23 protein-coding genes are annotated in these 20750 nt (G+C 39.9%); 22 read left to right on the top strand and 1 reads right to left on the bottom strand.

Annotation, left to right across the window (positions count from 1 at the left end):
• Positions 1 to 5: 5 nt before the first annotated feature.
• From UR08_RS12185 to UR08_RS12080, 22 genes are all read left to right on the top strand, one after another.
• Complete coding sequence (locus UR08_RS12185; RefSeq protein WP_115753943.1) at positions 6 to 1052, top strand: L-threonylcarbamoyladenylate synthase; 1047 nt, start codon at positions 6 to 8, stop codon at positions 1050 to 1052.
• On the top strand, positions 1049 to 1456 hold the full coding sequence (locus UR08_RS12180; RefSeq protein WP_115753942.1) for an arsenate reductase/protein-tyrosine-phosphatase family protein: 408 nt from the start codon (positions 1049 to 1051) through the stop codon (positions 1454 to 1456). Before UR08_RS12185 ends, UR08_RS12180 begins: the two co-directional genes overlap by 4 nt.
• Before the next feature lie 134 nt (positions 1457 to 1590).
• The gene (glyA, locus tag UR08_RS12175) at positions 1591 to 2832 is read left to right on the top strand and encodes a serine hydroxymethyltransferase (protein WP_115753941.1); all 1242 of its coding nucleotides are present in this window, start codon (positions 1591 to 1593) and stop codon (positions 2830 to 2832) included.
• Positions 2833 to 2965: 133 nt separating this feature from the next.
• Positions 2966 to 3595, top strand: coding sequence for a uracil phosphoribosyltransferase (gene upp, locus UR08_RS12170; protein WP_115753940.1), 630 nt, complete (start codon positions 2966 to 2968; stop codon positions 3593 to 3595).
• Positions 3596 to 3610: 15 nt separating this feature from the next.
• Positions 3611 to 4753, top strand: a complete 1143-nt coding sequence (wecB, locus tag UR08_RS12165; protein ID WP_115753939.1) for a non-hydrolyzing UDP-N-acetylglucosamine 2-epimerase — start codon at positions 3611 to 3613, stop codon at positions 4751 to 4753.
• A gap of 772 nt (positions 4754 to 5525) precedes the next feature.
• Positions 5526 to 5924 carry an ATP synthase subunit I gene (locus UR08_RS12160; protein WP_115753938.1) on the top strand — a complete coding sequence of 133 codons (399 nt, stop codon included), beginning with the start codon at positions 5526 to 5528 and terminating at the stop codon, positions 5922 to 5924.
• 6 nt (positions 5925 to 5930) lie between these two features.
• Positions 5931 to 6647, top strand: coding sequence for a F0F1 ATP synthase subunit A (atpB, locus tag UR08_RS12155; protein WP_115753937.1), 717 nt, complete (start codon positions 5931 to 5933; stop codon positions 6645 to 6647).
• Between the two features lie 52 nt (positions 6648 to 6699).
• The gene (gene atpE / locus UR08_RS12150) at positions 6700 to 6918 is read left to right on the top strand and encodes a F0F1 ATP synthase subunit C (RefSeq protein WP_003723467.1); all 219 of its coding nucleotides are present in this window, start codon (positions 6700 to 6702) and stop codon (positions 6916 to 6918) included.
• A gap of 95 nt (positions 6919 to 7013) precedes the next feature.
• The gene (gene atpF, locus UR08_RS12145) at positions 7014 to 7526 is read left to right on the top strand and encodes a F0F1 ATP synthase subunit B (protein ID WP_115753936.1); all 513 of its coding nucleotides are present in this window, start codon (positions 7014 to 7016) and stop codon (positions 7524 to 7526) included.
• Positions 7523 to 8062, top strand: a complete 540-nt coding sequence (locus UR08_RS12140; RefSeq protein WP_115753935.1) for a F0F1 ATP synthase subunit delta — start codon at positions 7523 to 7525, stop codon at positions 8060 to 8062. The genes atpF and UR08_RS12140 overlap by 4 nt, the downstream gene beginning before the upstream one ends.
• A gap of 27 nt (positions 8063 to 8089) precedes the next feature.
• Positions 8090 to 9604 (top strand): F0F1 ATP synthase subunit alpha, encoded by a 1515-nt coding sequence (gene atpA / locus UR08_RS12135; RefSeq protein WP_115753934.1) that lies wholly within the window; start codon positions 8090 to 8092, stop codon positions 9602 to 9604.
• A gap of 40 nt (positions 9605 to 9644) precedes the next feature.
• Entirely contained in the window at positions 9645 to 10517 is an 873-nt protein-coding gene (locus UR08_RS12130; RefSeq protein WP_115753933.1) for a F0F1 ATP synthase subunit gamma, read from the top strand.
• 77 nt (positions 10518 to 10594) lie between these two features.
• Positions 10595 to 12016 carry a F0F1 ATP synthase subunit beta gene (gene atpD, locus UR08_RS12125; RefSeq protein ID WP_036073182.1) on the top strand — a complete coding sequence of 474 codons (1422 nt, stop codon included), beginning with the start codon at positions 10595 to 10597 and terminating at the stop codon, positions 12014 to 12016.
• Between the two features lie 21 nt (positions 12017 to 12037).
• Entirely contained in the window at positions 12038 to 12439 is a 402-nt protein-coding gene (locus UR08_RS12120; RefSeq protein ID WP_115753932.1) for a F0F1 ATP synthase subunit epsilon, read from the top strand.
• Positions 12440 to 12553: 114 nt separating this feature from the next.
• Complete coding sequence (locus UR08_RS12115; protein WP_115753931.1) at positions 12554 to 12787, top strand: DUF1146 family protein; 234 nt, start codon at positions 12554 to 12556, stop codon at positions 12785 to 12787.
• Between the two features lie 212 nt (positions 12788 to 12999).
• Complete coding sequence (gene murA / locus UR08_RS12110) at positions 13000 to 14301, top strand: UDP-N-acetylglucosamine 1-carboxyvinyltransferase (protein WP_115753930.1); 1302 nt, start codon at positions 13000 to 13002, stop codon at positions 14299 to 14301.
• 157 nt (positions 14302 to 14458) lie between these two features.
• Positions 14459 to 15454 carry a rod shape-determining protein MreB gene (gene mreB / locus UR08_RS12105; protein ID WP_115753929.1) on the top strand — a complete coding sequence of 332 codons (996 nt, stop codon included), beginning with the start codon at positions 14459 to 14461 and terminating at the stop codon, positions 15452 to 15454.
• Positions 15455 to 15480: 26 nt separating this feature from the next.
• On the top strand, positions 15481 to 15912 hold the full coding sequence (gene fabZ, locus UR08_RS12100) for a 3-hydroxyacyl-ACP dehydratase FabZ (protein ID WP_115753928.1): 432 nt from the start codon (positions 15481 to 15483) through the stop codon (positions 15910 to 15912).
• A gap of 243 nt (positions 15913 to 16155) precedes the next feature.
• Entirely contained in the window at positions 16156 to 16527 is a 372-nt protein-coding gene (ssb, locus tag UR08_RS12095; protein ID WP_115753927.1) for a single-stranded DNA-binding protein, read from the top strand.
• Between the two features lie 122 nt (positions 16528 to 16649).
• Positions 16650 to 17399 (top strand): WecB/TagA/CpsF family glycosyltransferase, encoded by a 750-nt coding sequence (locus UR08_RS12090; RefSeq protein WP_115753926.1) that lies wholly within the window; start codon positions 16650 to 16652, stop codon positions 17397 to 17399.
• A complete protein-coding gene (gene menC, locus UR08_RS12085) occupies positions 17396 to 18511 on the top strand; it encodes an o-succinylbenzoate synthase (RefSeq protein ID WP_115753925.1) in 1116 nt (371 codons plus the stop codon). The genes UR08_RS12090 and menC overlap by 4 nt, the downstream gene beginning before the upstream one ends.
• 20 nt (positions 18512 to 18531) lie before the next feature.
• A complete protein-coding gene (locus UR08_RS12080; protein WP_115753924.1) occupies positions 18532 to 19581 on the top strand; it encodes a glycosyltransferase family 4 protein in 1050 nt (349 codons plus the stop codon).
• Positions 19582 to 19641: 60 nt separating this feature from the next.
• On the opposite strand, the gene UR08_RS12075 is transcribed toward UR08_RS12080, so the two are convergent.
• Positions 19642 to 20697, bottom strand: coding sequence for an LCP family protein (locus UR08_RS12075; protein WP_115753923.1), 1056 nt, complete (start codon positions 20695 to 20697; stop codon positions 19642 to 19644).
• Between the last annotated feature and the right edge of the window lie 53 nt (positions 20698 to 20750).

The raw sequence follows: 20750 nt of genomic DNA, 5'->3' as shown, positions 1-20750 counted from the left end.
AAAAGATGGAAACGAAACTTTGGAATATTGATCAAGGAAAAGAAATCTATCAAGAAGCGGCAGATTTACTTCGTGCAGGAGAAACGGTGGCCTTTCCAACAGAAACCGTTTATGGACTCGGGGCTGATGCGACAAATCCAGATGCGGTTAAGAAAATTTATGAGGCAAAGGGTCGACCATCTGATAATCCTTTAATTGTGCATATTGCGGATGCCAAACAAATGCAAGAGTTTATCGCCGAAGTTCCTGAAAAAGCGGAGAAGTTAATGGAGGCTTTTTGGCCAGGTCCGTTAACGCTAATTTTACCAATCAAGCCTGGTGCGCTTGCTGAAAGTGTCACGGCGGGTTTAAATACGGTGGGCGTTCGGATGCCAGTTCATCCGGTGGGACTCGAATTATTGCGTGTCACGAATCGCCCAATCGCGGCACCAAGTGCGAACCGTTCTGGACGCCCTAGCCCAACAACGGCGCGTCACGTGGAAGAAGATTTAAGTGGTCGAATTTCAGCGATTATTGATGGTGGCAGTACGGGAGTCGGCCTGGAATCGACTGTGCTGGATGTTACTTCCAAAATACCAGTGATTTTGCGACCGGGTGGTGTTTCAACGGAACAAATCGAGGAAGTGATCGGTGAAGTTCAGTCTGCTCGAAATACGCCGAAAAAGGAAGAAGTTCCGAAAGCGCCAGGAATGAAATATACACATTATGCTCCTCTTGCGCCGGTTTATCTTGTGGAAGGCGACGCTGCTTTTTGGGATAAACAAATTAAGCGCGGTCTTGACCGCGGCGAAAAAGTGGGACTGCTTCTTTCGGATGAATTAGCGGCAGAAATTCGTGAGCCGATAATGAAAATTAAAATCGGTAGTCGAGCTCAAATGGATGAGATTGCAAGGCGTTTGTATGATGGTTTGCGCTTGTTCGATCATACGGATACGACTCTCATACTCGCGGAAACTTTTTCAAAAGATGGGATCGGAGACGCGGTAATGAACCGACTCGAAAAAGCGGCAGGGAATAAATACTTGAATGAAACAAGTGAGTTACCACGATGAATATTCTACTAATTTGCACGGGGAATACTTGTCGCAGTCCCATGGCAGAAGGGATTCTTCGGAAAGCTCGGCCTGATGTTTTTGTTCGGTCAAGGGGACTTAGTGCGAAAGAAGGGGCTCCGCTTTCGGCGGAAGCGGAGCGAATTCTGCGTGACGAAGGCTTGTTGTTTTCTCATGAAGCGCATCAACTTCGACAAGAAGATTTGGCATGGGCGGATAAAATTTTTGTGATGACCGCGGCCCAGTTAGCCTTACTTCGGTCGATTTTTCCTGTAGAAGAAAAGAAGTTCGCTTTGATTTCGCTAGAGGGAAAAGATATTTTTGACCCGTTTTCTGGCGGTGAGGTGGAATATCGACTGGCTTTTGATGCTCTTCGAACGGCTATTTACGAACGCTTTCTATAAGTGAAAGGGTTCACTTTCTAAATTTACTAAAAAATCGAATAAAACACTTGATTTTCTGTTTTTTTTGCGTAATGATAGAGATAATTGAATGTAGGATTCGACATAAAAAACAAAAAAATTGGAGGTTGGGTGTATTGGTTTATCTGCAAAAAGGAGATACTGAGGTTTTTAACGCAATTCACTTGGAACTGGGAAGACAAAGAAACAACATTGAACTCATTGCATCGGAAAATTTTGTAAGTGAACAAGTTCTTGCAGCTATGGGATCAGTCTTAACCAACAAATATGCGGAAGGGTATCCGGGAAGACGATATTATGGCGGGTGCGAATATGTTGATATCGTTGAAAATTTGGCGAGAGACCGGGCGAAGGAACTTTTTAACGCGGATTATGCAAACGTTCAGCCTCACTCAGGAGCACAAGCCAATATGGCGGTTTATCAGGCGGTGCTTTCACCGGGAGATACGGTTCTCGGTATGAACTTGGCACATGGCGGGCATTTGACACACGGTAGTCCTGTGAATTTCAGCGGTGTGTTGTATCATTTTGAAGAATACGGCGTTGACCCAGAAACAAAACAAATTGATTACGATGAAGTGAGAAAAGTTGCGCTTGAAGCGAAACCTAAATTGATTGTGGCGGGAGCAAGTGCCTACCCAAGGGCGATTGATTTTGCGAAGTTCCGTGAAATTGCTGATGAAGTAAATGCACTTTTCATGGTTGATATGGCGCATATTGCCGGACTTGTTGCTGCAGGGCTTCATCAAAACCCGGTAGAATATGCAGATTTTGTCACAACGACAACGCACAAAACGCTTCGCGGCCCTCGTGGTGGAATGATTCTTGCAAAAGAAAAATGGGGTCAAAAAATTGATAAAGCAGTTTTCCCAGGGATCCAAGGTGGACCGCTGATGCACATTATTGCGGCAAAAGCAGTAGCGTTTGGGGAAGCTTTGCAGCCAGAATTCAAGGAATATCAAGCTCAAATTATCAAAAATGCGAAACAACTAGCTACGACTTTGCAGGAAAATGGAATTGATGTGCTAACAAATGGAACGGATAATCATTTGTTATTGATTGATTTAAAAGCGCTTGGGATCACTGGAAAAGATGCAGAAACGGCACTCGATTCTGTTGGCATTACAGTGAATAAAAACTCCATTCCATTTGAAACAGAAAGTCCATTTGTAACAAGTGGGATTCGTGTTGGAACGGCAGCAGTCACAACACGTGGCTTTGATGAACAAGCGATGGTTAAAGTGGGAGAGCTTATCGCTAAAGTAGTGCATAACTTGAATGAACAAGCTGTTTTGGATGAAGTGCAAGCGGAAGTGACAAGCTTTATGCAAAATTATCCATTATATGAAAATATGTGAAAAAACGAAACAAGGTAGAAAATAAACTTTTTACCTTGTTTTTGTATGGAGATAATTTTTTCTGTTGCACTTGAGCTGTCTTCTGATACAATTAAGAAGAGAAATTTCTATATGAAAAAGGAGCGGAACGGAAATGTCAGAAGTACATGTAACAAGTCATCCATTAATTCAGCATAAGTTAACTATTCTTCGCGATAAAGAAACGGGAACGAAAGCATTTCGTGAACTGGTCGATGAAGTTGCCACTTTAATGGCTTATGAAATTACTCGTGATATGGAACTGGAAGACACAATAGTAGAAACACCCATTCAAAAAACAAAAGCGAAGTCGCTTGCAGGGAAAAAAGTCGGTGTTGTGCCAATTTTGCGTGCAGGGCTTGGAATGACAGATGGAATTTTAAAGCTGATTCCTGCAGCTAAAGTAGGTCATGTTGGTTTATATCGCGACCACGAAACACTTGAACCTGTGGAGTACTTTGTGAAACTTCCTTCTGACGTGGAAGAAAGACTTTTCATTGTTGTTGATCCAATGCTTGCAACGGGTGGTTCGGCAATTATGGCGATTGATTCGCTTAAAAAACGCGGGGCAAAAAACATGAAATTCATGTGTCTTGTGGCGGCTCCAGAAGGTGTTGAAGCACTTCAAAAAGCGCATCCAGATGTAGATATTTATATCGCTGCACTTGATGAAAAACTAAATGAAGACGGATATATTATCCCCGGCTTGGGAGACGCGGGCGATCGTTTATTCGGAACAAAATAGAAGAGGTTGAGGGATATGGCAAAAATTAAGGTGATGAGTGTTTTCGGGACGCGACCTGAAGCAATTAAAATGGCACCGCTCGTTCATGCGCTTAAAGAAAATCCAGATCAGTTCGAGTCGGTCGTTGTTGTGACGGCACAACACCGTGAAATGCTTGATCAAGTTATGGAAATTTTTAATATCGAAGCGGATGTTGATCTAGATATTATGAAAGCGGGTCAAACACTAAGTGAGATCACATCGCGTGTTTTATCTGGTTTGGTTGAAACGATCAAGCAAGAAAAGCCAGATATTGTGCTTGTCCACGGGGATACGACAACAAGCTTTGCTGCTGGCTTAGCTTCATTTTACGAACAAACAGCAATCGGACATGTGGAAGCGGGCCTTAGAACTTGGAATAAGTACTCTCCGTTTCCTGAAGAAATGAACCGTGAACTTACTGGAGTTTTAGCAGATTTACATTTTGCGCCTACGGATACGGCAAAAGAAAATCTGCTGCGTGAAAACAAGAAAGCGGACGCGATTTTTGTAACGGGAAACACGGCGATTGATGCGCTAAAAACGACGGTGCAAGAAAATTATTCGCACCCAATTTTAGACGGCTTAGGCGATCATCGGTTGATTTTGATGACGGCTCACCGGCGAGAAAATCTCGGAGAACCTATGCAAGGCATGTTCGAAGGTGTGCGGGAGATTGTTGAAGAGCGCCCAGATGTTGAGCTCGTTTACCCGATGCATAAAAACCCAGCGGTAAGAGAAAAAGCTGTCAGCATTCTCGGTGGGCATGATCGAATTCATTTGATTGAACCTTTAGATGCAATCGATTTCCATAATTTCTTGAAAAAATCGTACTTAGTTTTTACCGATTCTGGCGGTGTGCAAGAAGAAGCGCCGGGTATGGGCGTCCCCGTTTTAGTTTTACGTGACACAACTGAACGACCTGAAGGCGTGGAAGCTGGGACACTAAAACTAATCGGTACTGAAAAAGCAGCTTTGATTGAAGAGGCTTTGTTGTTGCTTGATAATCCAGCAGAGCATCAAAAAATGAGTCAAGCAAGCAATCCATATGGTGACGGGGAAGCATCCAAGCGAATTCTTGAAGCCATTTCTTCTTATTTTAATGGAACAAAGCGTCCAGAAGATTTTAAAACCAATTGATTAAAGGTAGACAGTTATCCAGTTTGGGTAGCTGTCTGTTTATTTTTCAGTTAAATGAAAACGCCTTATTATTACATATTTATTACAGAAGGGATTAAGGGTAGAGCTTTTTAGTGACATGTGATAATATGTTCAATGTTATCAATCAAATGAACCTAGAAAACGTACTTTCATTCATCAAGGGATAGAGCGCTGCGAAGCATTCTTTTATTCCCGCCGGCAAAAAATTGCTGACAGAAATAAAGTTGCGGCTTTGAAGGGTTATATCAATCGGGGGAATGAAGGAACCGCTTTTGTGTTCTTTTTTCAGTAGAAAAGTGCTTTCAGATTCTCGATTTTAAAGAAGCGAAAGCCTTTTACAATTGTGAAAGGTTTTTTATTTTTTAAGTTTGTGAAATGATATACTTGTTTCTGAGTAGGCTTTTCTGAGTATCGGAGGTGTTTATGTAAACAAACTCAGGCTGCGGATTTCATGCGAGAAAACTTTACAAAAAAGTAAACAAAAAAACAATCAAATGTTTTCTGAACACCTGGGAAATGTGATACTATAAGAACGTAGGCGCAGAATAAAATGTGGTATGATATTGACTTTTATCTTTTTGCTGTTGTATTCTAGAAAGGACACGGTGTTAAGGCTTTCATTAGTGAAAGAAAAGGGATAGAAGGTTCTGGATGTGTCGTATTTCACAAAGTTTAGCTGCTCACTCCGAATAAGTTTGCAAATTTGTAAACAAGACGATTGACATGCATGAAAAAGAAAGGACGGCATCAAATGTTAGAGTCGTTAATAGGAATGTACCATCGCCATCAAAAGTATCTCATTGCATTTATTGGAGTTTGTCTTCTAGGCTGGTTTCTTACACCATATGTACATATCTTCTTGGGTTTGAAACTAGGACTAATTGTAGGCTGGTTTAATTACTGGCTACTAATGAGACGAACACAAGCGATGACAAAGGCTCTTGCGGAAAACCGAAACTTTTACGGTATCGGAACGGTTGCAAGAATGGGAAGTGTCCTACTTGCGACAATCATTGCCACACAACTCCCCGAGTATTTTCATGTTTACAGTATGCTTATTGGTCTAGGAATAGCTTATGCGGTTATCTTCTTGGATTTTATGCTGTATTCCTTATATCGGAGAAAAAAGTTAACAAAAAGAGAGGGGTGAACCAAATTGGAAGAAAACTTTCCCATAGTCCATTTTCTAGGCTTAGATTTTAATCTTTCGAACCTAGTGATGATTACTGTTACATGCGTGATCGTGCTTTTGATCGCTATTATTTGTACCCGCAATTTAAAACGGCGTCCAACTGGGAAGCAAAACTTTATTGAATGGGTAATGGACTTTGTCCGCGGCATCATTGGTAGTAATATGGACTGGAAAACTGGAGGAAGATTTCATGTTTTAGGGATTACGCTAATTATGTTCATCTTTGTAGCGAATATGCTCGGTGTTGTGACATCCGTTGCAGTTCACGATGAAGTTTGGTGGCGTTCACCCACAGCGGATCCAATTGTAACGTTAACACTTGCCATTATGATACTTGCGCTTACACATTATTATGGTGTCAAGATGCGTGGATTCAAACATTATTTCATGGGCACATATTTGAGTCCAATGAAATTCTTGTTCCCGCTAAAAGTAGTTGAAGAGTTTGCTAATACGCTAACGCTCGGATTGCGGCTTTACGGAAACATTTTTGCTGGTGAAGTTTTACTCTCTATTATTGCGACTCAGCTCGCACACATCAACATTTTTACAGGTGTACTCGCAATTATTCCAGCACTCTTATGGCAAGGATTCTCCGTATTCATCGGTGCGATCCAAGCGTATATCTTTACAATGTTGACAATGGTTTATATGTCACACAAAGTTAGTGATGAACATTAAGCTTTAATAAATGAAACAAATTAAACAGGAATTTTAAGGAGGATATTAAATTATGTCTTTAGGTGTTATTGCAGCTGCAATCGCAGTAGGATTAGGTGCACTAGGTGCAGGTATTGGTAATGGTCTTATTGTTTCAAAAACTGTTGAAGGTGTTGCTCGTCAACCAGAAGCTCGTTCAATGCTACAAACGATCATGTTCATTGGTATCGGTTTAGTTGAAGCCCTTCCAATCATCGCTGTCGTTATTGCATTCATGGTTCTAAATAAGTAATTAAAACCACGAATCGCAAAGAGATCGGGGTTTTTCCCCGTTCCTTGAAATGTAATTAGAGTTTTAGCGAATGTTTGGAAAGGAGTGAAACAGGCGTGTTACAACCACATTTAGTAGTAGGTTCTGCTTTTACAATAGGCGATAGTCTATTTACACTCTTTACTTTCGCACTTTTATTAGTACTGATCCGCATTTTTGCTTGGAAGCCACTAATGAATGTTATGAAAGAACGTGAAGAGCATATTGCTTCTGAAATTGATTCGGCTGAAGAAAGCCGTTCACAAGCTGAAAAACTTCTAGATGAACAACGTGAAGTTTTAAAACAAGCTCGTGTAGAAGCACAAACAATGATTGAAAATGCTAAACAGCTTGGTGAAAAAGAGCGTGAAGAAATTGTTAAACAAGCACGTTCCGAATCAGAGCGCCTAAAAGAAGAAGCGAAAAACGAAATTGTTCGCGAAAAAGAAGAAGCTATTTCGGCTCTTCGCGAGCAAGTTGGCTCCTTATCTGTTCTGATTGCCTCGAAAGTAATCGAAAAAAATCTAGATGAAAAAGCACAAAACGATATCATTCAAGATTATATCGAAAGGCTGGGCGATGAAAAATGAGTAAAGATTTAGAAGTCGCAAGCCGTTATGCCACAGCTATTTTTCAAGTGGCTGAGGAGAAAAAACAAATCCGTGAATTTGGTGAGGAACTCTCCGTTATTAAGCAGGTTTTAACTGAAAATGAAAATTTTGTAAAACTACTTGAAAATCCAACTCTCACAACAGAGCAAAAGAAAGAACTTGCTGGTTCTGTTTTTAAAGATGTAAATGAAACGCTTCGGGACTTTATCTTTTTGCTAATTGACCGTGGACGTGAAGATTATTTAATGGTAATCGCCGATCTTTATAAAGAACGAGTCAATAATCTGGAAGGAATCGCTGAAGCTGATGTTTACTCAGTTATCCCGCTTTCAGACCAAGAAAAAGAATCACTTTCTGCTGTATTTGCTAAGAAGTTGGACAAGAAAAAGCTCCATATCCACAATCATGTTGATAAATCGCTTATTGGCGGTGTTCGTGTCGTGATTGGGACTCGCATTTACGATGACAGTTTAAAAACGAAATTAAAGAACATGGAACGGCAAATTAAAGCCTAGTTCCCGTTTTTTCAAGGGGTGAAATTGATGAGCATTAAGGCTGAAGAAATCAGTTCCATTATAAAGCAGCAGATCGAAAACTATCAAAGCGATTTGGAAGTAAGTGAAGTAGGTACAGTTACTTATATCGGTGATGGGATCGCGCGTGCACATGGACTTGATAATGCAATGGCCGGAGAATTGTTAGAGTTCTCAAATGGTGTAATGGGAATGGCACAAAACCTAGAAACAAATGATGTAGGTATCATCATTTTAGGCCCTTACACAGAAATTCGTGAAGGCGATGAAGTTCGTCGTACTGGAAAAATTATGGAAGTACCTGTTGGGGATGCTCTTATAGGGCGTGTTGTTGATCCGCTTGGTCGACCAGTTGATGGTTTAGGCGCAGTTGAAACAACTAAAACTCGTCCAATTGAAGCAGTGGCTCCTGGCGTTATGCAACGTCAATCTGTCTCTGAACCATTACAAACAGGAATCAAGGCAATTGATGCTTTAGTTCCAATTGGTCGTGGACAACGTGAGCTGATTATTGGTGACCGCCAAACAGGGAAGACTTCTGTTGCGATTGATACGATTCTAAATCAAGCTGACCAAGATATGATTTGTATCTATGTCGCAATCGGTCAAAAAGAATCTACTGTTCGTACAGCAGTTGAAACACTTCGCAAGTATGGTGCACTTGATTATACAATCGTTGTAACAGCAGCAGCATCACAACCGGCACCGCTACTTTACCTTGCACCGTATGCGGGTGTAGCAATGGGCGAAGAATTCATGTATAACGGAAAACACGTTTTAATTGTTTATGATGATTTATCGAAACAAGCAGCTGCATACCGTGAACTTTCCCTGCTACTTCGTCGTCCTCCAGGTCGTGAAGCATATCCAGGGGATGTTTTCTACTTGCATTCGCGTCTTTTAGAACGTGCTGCAAAACTAAGTGATGCGCTTGGCGGGGGTTCAATTACTGCCCTTCCATTTGTTGAAACACAGGCAGGGGACATTTCTGCTTATATTCCAACAAACGTTATTTCGATAACAGATGGACAAATCTTCTTGCAATCTGATTTGTTCTTCTCGGGTGTTCGTCCGGCGATTAACGCTGGTTTGTCTGTATCACGTGTTGGTGGTTCAGCGCAAATTAAAGCGATGAAAAAAGTAGCGGGTACGCTTCGGCTTGACCTTGCTGCGTATCGTGAACTTGAATCGTTCTCGCAATTTGGATCTGATTTAGATGCGGCAACACGTGCGAAACTTGAAAGAGGGAAACGTACAGTTGAAGTGTTGAAACAAGATTTACACAAACCTTTAAAAGTTGAGAAACAAGTACTTATTCTTTATGCACTTGTTCATAACTATTTGGATGACATCCCAGTTCATGATGTTCTACGCTTTGAATCTGAAATGAATACATGGTTCGATCACAACCATGCAGAATTACTAGATGAGATTCGGACTACAAAATCTCTTCCAGATGAAGCAAAACTGAACAGTGCGCTTGATGAATTCAAAAATACTTTTGTTCCTAGTGAAGAAAAATAATTTCTTCTAAAGGTGGCAAGAAACAAGGTGGTGAAAATCTGTGGCATCTTTAATTGATATTAAACAGCGAATTAATTCGACGAAAAAAACCAGTCAGATCACAAAAGCTATGCAAATGGTTTCCGCATCTAAACTGGGTCGTGCTGAAGCGAACGCAAAAGCTTATGCACCTTACGTTTCGAAGATTCGTGATGTCGTTACAAATGTTGCGGCAACGGGAAATAGCTCAGATCACCCAATGCTCGTTTCACGACCTGTAAAACGAACAGGTTACATCGTGATTACTTCTGATACAGGACTTGCTGGTTCTTATAACAGCTCAGTCATTAAAGAAGTGTATCAGGATATTACAACGAAGCATAATTCAAGTGATGAGTATGCACTCATTGTTGTAGGGCGGACTGCACGAGATTTTTTCAAAGCTCGTGGGATGAATATCGTTCTAGAAATCGAAGGGCTTTCTGATCACCCGGCTTTTGCCGAAATCAAAGACATCGCAAGCAACGCTGTTCAAATGTTTGAAGATGGTGTTTATGATGAGTTGTTTATTCATTACATCCACCATATCAACTCGATTTCAAATGAACTCCGAAATGTACAGCTTCTTCCGCTTACTGAGTTTCATGAAGCAGGAGAAGAAGCAGAGCATGATATGACGGTGTATGAATTTGAACCATCGGAACAAGAAATTTTAGAAGTTTTGCTACCACAATATGTGGAAAGCTTAATTTTTGGTGCGTTATTAGATGCCAAAGCTGCTGAACATGCTGCTCGGATGACAGCAATGCGCAGCGCAACAGATAATGCATCCGATTTAATTAGTGACCTATCGCTTCAATATAACCGTGCTCGCCAAGCGGCGATCACGCAAGAAATTACCGAAATCGTTGGTGGTGCGGCCGCACTCGAATAGCTTGTATTTGTGCTATTTGAAGCCGACTTCAACCCATGCGAACCCTTTTGGGAAGGTAAGTGAGGAGGAATAATCGCATGACGAAAGGACGAGTAATCCAAGTAATGGGACCAGTAGTCGATGTGAAATTCGACGGCGGTGAACTGCCTGAAATTTACAATGCCCTTACTGTGGAGTATCCAGCTCAGTCAGAAGAAAAAACTACAAGAAGTCTTACCTTAGAAGTAGCTATTCAGTTGGGTGATGATGTTGTTCGTACAATTGCGATGGCATCCACTGATGGTGTGCAAAGAGGAATGGACGTAATTGATACAGGGAGCCCGATAACGGTTCCTGTTGGTCAAGTGACGCTTGGACGTGTATTCAACGTTTTAGGCGATACAATTGATTTAGATGCGCCGATTGAAGGCGACGTAAAACGTAATAAAATCCACCGTTCTGCCCCTACGTTTGACGAACTATCAACAACAACTGAAATTCTAGAAACGGGTATTAAAGTTGTTGATTTGCTAGCTCCTTATGTTAAAGGTGGTAAAATTGGTCTGTTTGGTGGCGCGGGTGTAGGTAAAACCGTTCTTATCCAAGAATTGATCAATAATATTGCACAAGAACACGGCGGTATTTCTGTGTTTGCGGGTGTTGGTGAACGTACACGTGAAGGTAATGACCTTTATTTCGAAATGAAAGAATCTGGTGTTATCGAAAAAACAGCGATGGTATTCGGACAAATGAATGAACCACCTGGTGCTCGGATGCGTGTTGCACTAACAGGATTGACTATTGCGGAATACTTCCGTGATGTAGAACATCAAGATGTGCTACTTTTCATTGATAATATTTTCCGCTTTACTCAAGCCGGTTCAGAAGTATCCGCTCTGCTTGGGCGCATGCCTTCTGCCGTTGGTTATCAACCAACGCTTGCAACAGAAATGGGACAATTGCAGGAACGGATTACTTCAACAAACGTTGGTTCTGTTACATCTATTCAAGCAATTTACGTGCCGGCCGATGACTATACTGATCCAGCTCCTGCAACTACATTTGCCCACTTGGATGCAACGACTAACCTTGAACGTAAATTGACAGAACAAGGAATTTACCCTGCGGTTGATCCGTTAGCTTCTACTTCGCGTGCGCTTTCTCCTGAAATTGTTGGGGAAGAACACTATGAAGTGGCTACACAGGTACAACAATTACTGCAACGTTATCGTGAATTGCAAGACATTATTGCGATTCTAGGTATGGATGAACTTTCTGACGACGATAAGCAAGCAGTTGCACGTGCACGTCGCGTACAGTTCTTCTTGTCACAAAATTTTCACGTGGCCGAACAATTTACTGGGCAACCAGGTTCTTATGTCCCAGTAAAAGAAACAATTAAAGGGTTTAAAGATATTCTAGCTGGTAAGTACGATCATATTCCAGAAGATACTTTCCGTTCTGTGGGACGCATTGAAGAAGTCCTTGAAAAAGCAAAAAGCCAAGGAATTGAAGTCTGATAAAAACAGGAGGAGATACGTATGAGCGAATTAAAAGTAAGTGTCGTTACTCCAGATGGCCCTGTTTTTGAAGGTAATGCAAATATGGTGATTGCCAGAACAAAAGCTGGCGAGCTAGGGATCTTGCATGGACACGTTCCACTTGTAGCTCCGCTTAAAATTGATATTGTTCGCTTGAAACAAGATTCAGGAGAAGAGTGGATTGCTGTAAATGGAGGATTCATGGAAGTAAACGGTGAAGAAGTAAATATTTTGGCTGATACAGCTGAGCGTGAGCAAGATATTGATGTTGACCGCGCTGAGCGTGCCAAAGAACGTGCTGAACAACGATTGAAAGAAGCCAAAGAGCAGAAGGTTGATGCCATTACGGCACAAGTTGCTCTTCAAAAAGCAATCAACCGAATTCACGCGAAAAATCATTAATATAAAAAAACTCTCAACCAAAAAGGTTGAGAGTTTTTTTGAGGGCAAGAAAATGTATTTCGAGCCTTATTTTTGATAGAATGTAAAAGAATGTTTTGAGGAGAGTGAATAGATTTGTACAATATCGTTATGGAACAACCTCTTACGGTAATTTTTTCACATTTGATTTTTATAATCATCACGTTTTGGGCGCTGCAATCCATTAACTATGAAAAATTTTTAAGAAAAAATCATGTTGTACAAGCAAGATTGCTTTTTGCGATTTTTGCGATTGTAATTGGCTATTTGTTAAGTAGCTTTTTCATCGATTTTCTAGCTGTTTTTCGACAATTAGTGCATAACTTTTGATTAATGTGTTTAAAAAGGCTACTTTTTGTGAATAATTATAAGGACAAAGGTTTAGCCTAATTAAAATAACTTGCTGTCCCGGGAAAAGAAAGTTGAATGTAATACGTAATGATGGTAAAATGATCAAGGTGCTTATATTTTACGAAATGATGACAAAGATAAATAGTTGACATAGAAGTGTTTAGAAGTTTGAGTAGTACGGAGGGATAGCGTTGGAAAAGATAATAGTTCGTGGCGGAAAACAGTTAAACGGCAGCGTGAAAGTTGAAGGGGCAAAAAATGCGGTTTTACCTGTAATTGCTGCTACGCTTTTAGCAAGCAAAGGAACTAGTGTGCTTAGCAATGTACCGAGATTATCAGATGTCTATACGATCAATGAAGTGCTAAAGTATTTGCAAGCTGATGTTCAATTTAAAGATGATATTGTGACAGTGGATGCAACAGGTGAAATTTCATCTGATGCGCCTTTTGAATATGTTCGAAAAATGCGAGCTTCAATTGTAGTAATGGGGCCGCTACTTGCTCGTACTGGTAAAGCTCGCGTGGCTCTTCCTGGTGGGTGTGCAATTGGTTCGAGACCTGTTGACCTACACTTAAAGGGTTTTGAAGCGATGGGAGCAACTGTTAAAATAGAAAATGGTTATATTGAAGCCACGGCTGAAAAATTGTTAGGAGCAAAAATTTATCTTGATTTTCCAAGCGTTGGTGCCACTCAAAATATTATGATGGCTGCCACTCTCGCAGAGGGGACGACTGTCATCGAAAACGTTGCACGTGAACCTGAAATTGTTGATTTAGCTAATTTCTTGAACCAAATGGGCGCAAGAGTCATTGGCGCAGGAACGGAAGTTATTCGCATCGAAGGTGTTAAGGAATTGACAGCTACAGAACATTCCATTATTCCAGATCGCATCGAAGCTGGGACTTTTATGATTGCAGCGGCTATCACAAAAGGAAATGTTCTTGTAGAAGATGCTGTTCCTGAACATATAAGCTCCCTAATTGCAAAATTAGAAGAAATGGGCGTTCAAATTATTGAAGAAGCTAATGGGCTACGAGTAATTGGCCCAGACAAGTTAAAACCGGTAGATGTAAAAACAATGCCCCACCCGGGATTTCCAACTGATATGCAATCTCAAATGATGGTTATTCAAATGCTTAGTGAAGGAACAAGCGTTATGACAGAAACTGTTTTTGAAAATCGATTCATGCATGTAGAAGAAATGCGACGCATGAATGCGGATATGAAAATTGAAGGCAATTCTGTGATTATTAATGGTCCTGCTAAACTTCAAGGAGCTGAAGTAGCTGCAACTGATTTGCGAGCTGCGGCTGCGCTCGTTCTTGCTGGACTGGAAGCAGATGGATATACTCAAGTTACTGAGTTAAAATACTTAGATCGTGGCTATACGGATTTCCATTTGAAACTTAGAGCGCTTGGTGCTGATATTGAACGTGTGGATGACCAAGTGATCAAAGAAAAAGGTCTTGAGGCTGTTTTTGAAATGAAGTAATAAGTTGAATTTTGCATTGAAAAGAGTACCTTATTTAAGGTCTCTTTTTTTTAGTCTAAATTAAGTAAAGAAAAGCATTTCAGCGGGATATAAATTGTGCTATAATTCAAAATGAGATAAGAAGAAAGTTCGTCACACCGAAGAAAGGGGAATAATTTTGGCAAAAGATGTAGGAATTGACTTAGGAACAGCAAATGTATTAATTCATGTAAAAGGACAAGGGATTGTCGTAAATGAACCCTCAGTTGTTGCAATTAATAATAAAACAGGCCGTGTACTTGCTGTTGGTGAAGAGGCGTATAATATGGTAGGAAGAACCCCAGGAGACATAACGGCTATCCGACCAATGAAAGATGGGGTTATTGCTGATTTTGATATGGTTCAAGAGATGCTTCATTTCTTCTTGCAAAAATTAAATTTGAGAACATTTTTCTCGCGCCCTCGAGTATTAATTTGTTGTCCAACAAATATTACTTCTGTGGAGCAAAAAGCGATTCGTGAAGTAGCCGAGAAAAGTGGAGGTAAACAAATTTTCTTAGAAGAAGAGCCTAAAGTAGCTGCAATTGGAGCTGGGATGGAAATATTTGAACCGAGTGGCAATATGGTTATTGATATTGGTGGCGGAACTGCAGATATTGCTGTTTTATCCATGGGTGAAATTGTAACTAGCCAATCTGTTAAAGTGGCTGGTACGCAATGGGATCAAGATATTTTACAATACATAAAGAGAAAATATAAGCTCTTGGTTGGTGAACGTACAGCAGAAACGTTAAAAATGACAATCGGAACTGCTGTAGCTGGTTTTAGATCAGAAACGATGGAAATTCGTGGTCGTGATTTAGTGAGTGGATTGCCAAAGACAATCACAATTTCTAGTGATGAGATTGAAGAAGCGCTTCATGAATCATTAGAGAGTATTATCCATTCAGCTCGTCAAGTATTAGAAAAAACACCTCCAGAGCTTTCAGCAGATATCATTGATCGTGGAATTATTATGACTGGTGGTGGATCGCTACTCCACGGTCTTACAGACTTGATGGCTGAGAGGTTAAAAGTCCCCGTACTAGTAACAGAACGTCCGCTTGATGTTGTGGCGCTAGGTACAGGTGTTTTACTAGAGTCATTAGGAAGAAAAAAACGAAGTTGGCTTTAATTTTTCAAATGAAGTGAGGGATAAATTTGTTAGATATTAAACAAATTAAAGAGTTGCTACCGCATCGCTATCCATTTTTACTGGTGGATCGAGTTATTGAATTGGAAGAAGGAAAGCGAGTGGTGGCTATTAAAAATGTAACTGCTAACGAACCGTTTTTTAACGGTCATTTTCCAGAGTATCCGGTTATGCCAGGTGTTCTAGTGGTAGAAGCGTTAGCACAAGCATGTGGCTTAGCGGTAATTCAGGATCCAGCAAACCAAGGGAAAATTGGACTTTTTGCCGGGATTGATAAATGTCGCTTTAAAAGGCAAGTAATTCCTGGGGATCAGCTTCGTTTAGAGGCTGAAATCACAAGGTTTAGAGCTTCAATTGCGAAAGCAAATGTGAAAGCAAGTGTCGAAGGAGAAACAGTTTGTGAAGCGGAGATAATGGTCGCTTTAAGTGATGCTGAATAAATAAGAGAACTCGATTCATTTATGGATCGGGTTTTTTGTATAGTAACATGCCTTAGTAATTTGTCCAACTTACTAAAAAAAGATTTTGGTTCAATATCTGACTAAGAAAAACGGATTTTATTTAAATAGAAAAGAATTTTTTTATAAGGCATTAGGACGACAAAAGTATTTTTTTATGTTTTTACAAGTGATTAAGTTGCAGTTAAACTAGCATTTAAATCTAAGAAAGAGGTGCTAACAATTATGATTAATCAAGTGACTTTAGTTGGAAGGTTGACTAAGGATCCAGAATTGCAATTTACTTCAGATGATAAGACAGTGTTGAACTTTACCTTAGCATTAAATCGTTTTGGTAAAGCTAAGCGGCATGAACAAGATGCAGATTTTATCCCCTGTGTCGTCTGGGGAAAGCGAGCTGAAGAAATGGCAAACTACTGTGATAAAGGAACTCTTATTGGTGTAGCAGGGGAATTACAAACCAGAAGCTATCTTAACAAAGAAGAAAAACGAGTATTTGTAGTAGAAGTCTTAGCAAGGAAAATTCGCTATTTGAGCTCAAATAGAGAGAATTTAAAAAAGAAAGAGTCAAATGCGAAAGAAAATAGTGAACAGTGAGTCACTAAAAATATAAATAATAGGGGATAATCCTAGTTTCTAGTCGTTTTTGTTGAACTTGGAATAGGAAGCTAGGTGTTTTTATGATAAACTGAATGTATAGATTTTTTTAGGAGTTTATTATGGAAAAGAAAACAGTGGAAATCCTAGGAGTTCCGTTTTATCGTACTACCCAGCAGCAATTTGTTGAAGAGCTGCTTCAAAAAGCGGAAAATCGGGAAAAAAAATTTGTTGTAACTGCAAACCCTGAAATCGTAATGAGCGCAATGAAAAATGCTCAATTTAAAGAAACAATTTTGCAAGCGGATTATATTACTGCTGATGGCATTGGGATTATATTAGCTGCAGAAAAACTAGGGCTTCCGCTGAATGAGCGAGTAACTGGATTTGACACTATGATTGGGATTTTAGAGCATGCTAATCAGAAAAAATTAAAAATCTTTTTTCTTGGAGCTAAGCCAGAAGTTAGTCAAGCGCTTAGATTGGTGCTTGAGGAAAGCTATCCACAGCTTCAAGTTGTGGGCTGTAGACATGGCTACTTTTCTGATGGTGAAAGTGAACAAATTGTTCAAGAAATTCAGGAATGCGAACCAGATTTTATATTTGTTGCGTTGGGCTCCCCTGCACAGGAAAACTGGATTGCTTCACATTACCAGTCTTTTTCAAAGGGAGTCTTTATGGGGGTTGGCGGTTCATTTGATATTTTGTCGGGAACAGCTAAACGTGCACCGAAAATTATGATCAAGATGCGTCTTGAGTGGTTATATCGGATTGTTACGAATCCAACGAGGTGGAGAAGGTTTTTAGCCCTTCCGCAATTTTTGCGGGTAGTTAATCGAGAAAGAAAAAGGAAAGAAAGTGTAAATAAATGAAGCTAAATAAAGCTTTTTTATATAAAGTTCATTTGCCACTTTTGACCCCATTTCGAACAAGTTATGGATTATTGCGAGAAAAGAGTTTTTACTTAATTGCGCTTGAGGATGAGCTTGGAAATGTAGGCTACGGGGAGCTAGAAGCTTTTCCGCTTCCTGATTATACGGAAGAAACGCTCGAGGGTGCTAAAAAAGTAGTCGTAAGTCTCTTGTTAGAAGAGCTTAGGGGAAAAGAAATCAAGTGTGCGGAAGAAGTAAGCGAGTTCTTTGCTTGGATTAGAGGAAACGAGATGGCAAAATCCTCTATTGAATCTGCTTGCTACGACTTATTTGCTAAAAGACAAAAAATTAGTTTAGCTCATTTTATTGGAGCGCAGCGAAAAGAAATCTCAGTAGGAGTGAGCATAGGAATTCAAAAAAATGAACGGTTGCTTGTGGAGAAAGTTCATGCTTATGTTTCGGCAGGTTATAATAGAGTAAAAGTTAAAATTAAACCTGGAGCGGATTTTTCTTATCTAAAAGCAATTCGTGATGAATTCCCTGAACTACCAATTTTAGCTGATGCTAATTCTGCGTATGAGGAAAAAGATCTGAATGAACTTTTGAAATTGGACTGGTTAAATATCACAATGATTGAACAGCCTTTTGGTGTGCGAGATTTGTGGTTACATGCTAAACTTCAAGATAAGTTAGAAAAAGTAGCAGTATGTCTAGATGAAAATATTCGAAGTCTGGAGGATGTTAAGCAAGCTCATGCTTTTGGAAGTTGTCGGGCGATTAATTTGAAAATGGCTCGAGTTGGAGGACTACGAGAAGCCCTTCGAATTGCTGAGTTTTGTAAACAAACCGGAATGATCGTTTGGTGTGGCGGAATGCTCGAAGCTGGTGTTGGTCGGGCATATAATGTAGCGCTTGCTGCGCGGAATGAATTTCAGTTTCCAGGAGATATTTCGGCGACTAGTCGATATTTTAAACAAGATATAGTGAGACATAATTTTGAACTTGTAGATGGGAAAATTTGTGTCCCAGAGGGATTGGGAATTGGTGTTGAGATTGATGAGCAAGCGTTAAAGCGCTTTACAGAGTCAGTTGAAACTATTTTGCTAGATTAAAGATCGGAGCTGAAATCAGTTTGTATATTTGGATCATTTTGGCATTTGGGCTAGGGGTTCTTCTTATTCCTGTCGTTCGTAGGTTTGCAAACGCAGTAGGTGCTGTAGATGCCCCACGTGAACGACATAATCATAAGCGAATTACACCAACACTTGGTGGGCTAGCTATATTTATTAGCTTTTCAATAGCTTTCTTTTTGGCTCCGATTGACCGGACGGGCTTTTTACCTGTATATATTGGGGCTTTGATTATAGTTTTTACAGGAGTTGTAGATGATATTGTTGAGCTTTCACCTAAAATTAAACTGATAGGTCAAGTTGTGGCAGCGCTTTGTGTTACGATTTGGGGAAATGTAACAATTGAATTCATTAATGTCCCGTTTTATGGACAGCTTGATTTTGGCTTGTTTTCGATTCCACTATCTATTATTTGGATTATTGCCATTATCAATGCTGTGAACTTAATTGATGGCTTGGACGGACTGGCTGGCGGTGTATCCATTATTGCACTAACCACAATTGCGGGCATGGCACTTCTTTTGAAAGATGCTTTTGTCGCTCCTGTTGCTATCCTTTTGGTGGCTTCTGTTTTTGCTTTTTTAATCTTTAATTTTCCGCCGGCTTCTATTTTTATGGGTGATACGGGCTCATTATTTCTTGGCTATATGATTGCGATTCTTTCGCTTATGGGTTTTAAGAATGTAACCTTTATTTCGTTACTTGTTCCACTTATTATTCTTGGGGTACCCGTGTCAGATACGTTTTTCGCGATTGTTCGCCGGCTGAAAAAGAAAATGCCGATTTCTTCAGCTGACCGTTCCCACATCCATCATCGTTTAATGGCGCTTGGATTTACGGAAAGACAAACTGTCTTGTTAATTTATAGTATGGCATTATTGTTTTCTTTAACAGCCTTTGTATTTTCAGTTTCTACTGCATGGGGATCAATTATATTGTTGCTTCTCATGGTTATCTGTGTAGAGGTTATTGTTGAATTTATTGGGCTTGTTGGAGAAGATTATCGTCCACTTTTAAATATTTTACAAAAAATTCATCGAAAACGTAAATAGTGAAGCTAAAAAGCGAGCCCACTTTTGAGTATCAAAAGTGGGCTCGCTTTTTTGTAATTTTTATTCAGAATCAGCAGTTGATGAAGATTTTGAATCTTTGTAAGGCAGTGCATTTGGGAAAGGTTTTGAGATATTCAACTCAGAGGCGAATTTGTTTGCGACACTTTCAACTGAATTTTCATCAAGTTGGTAGTAATAAACGCCATTTTGTGGAGCATCAGTACCTTTTAAGTTGAGTGATTTCATTTTAATATTATTGGTCATTGAAAATTTGGCGATCGAGATCATCTGATTGAATGACAAGTTCGTTTTCATATTGTCGCCAACAGCATCAATAATACTGGAGTATTTATTGATAGATGTGATTTTGGTCGCCTCATCAACAATCGCTTTAATAATGAGTTGTTGTCTCTTTCCACGTTCAATGTCATTATCGATATGCCTTGTTCGTGCAAGCGCCAGAGCTTCTTCTGCATCCAGTCGTTGTTTCCCTTTTTTCAAACTGATTGCATCAGCTTCATCTTTAGAATTTTGTTCTGTGAAGGAAACAGGAACATCCACGTCGATCCCATCTAATGCATTTACGATTTTTAAGAAAGCATCAAAATCGAAACGAACATAATAATCAATTGGAATCTGAAATTTTTCTTCTACTGTTTTCATGGTTAGTTCTGGACCGCCATAAGCGTGAGCGGCATTAATCTTTGTATAAGTATCTATATTTTTTTTCGGGTAATCAATATGAACGTATGAATCTCGTGGGATGCTTGTCATTTCAACGCGAGCGTCTTTCACGTTAAATGTAGCTAAAATCAGTGAATCACTACGTGGTCTCCCGTCAGACGAGCGTTTTTCACTCGTATCTACACCGATAACTAAAACAGAAAAACTATCTTTAATGGGTTCAATATCCTTGGTTCTAAGCGTTGAAGCTTGGCCGTTTCGTACGTCGTCAAAAGAGTTATCAGCCGCAAGCTTTGTCTTGCTGAAAAGATAGGTTCCATAACCCACTCCTACAAGAATTAAAAGTAGAAACGGAATTAAAATCCAGTAAAGAATTCTGCGGCGGCGTTTATATTTGGACGCTCGATTTCGTCCATTAAAGCCATTTTCCATATATTATTTTCTCCTTAATTGTCGTTTTCGATTTGCTAACAACAAACACAACA

It is taken from the genome of Listeria kieliensis (assembly GCF_003369925.1).
Taxonomy (GTDB): domain Bacteria; phylum Bacillota; class Bacilli; order Lactobacillales; family Listeriaceae; genus Listeria; species Listeria kieliensis_A.
The sequence above is the reverse complement of the archived record's forward strand: the minus strand, read 5'-3'. Positions and strand labels throughout refer to the sequence as shown.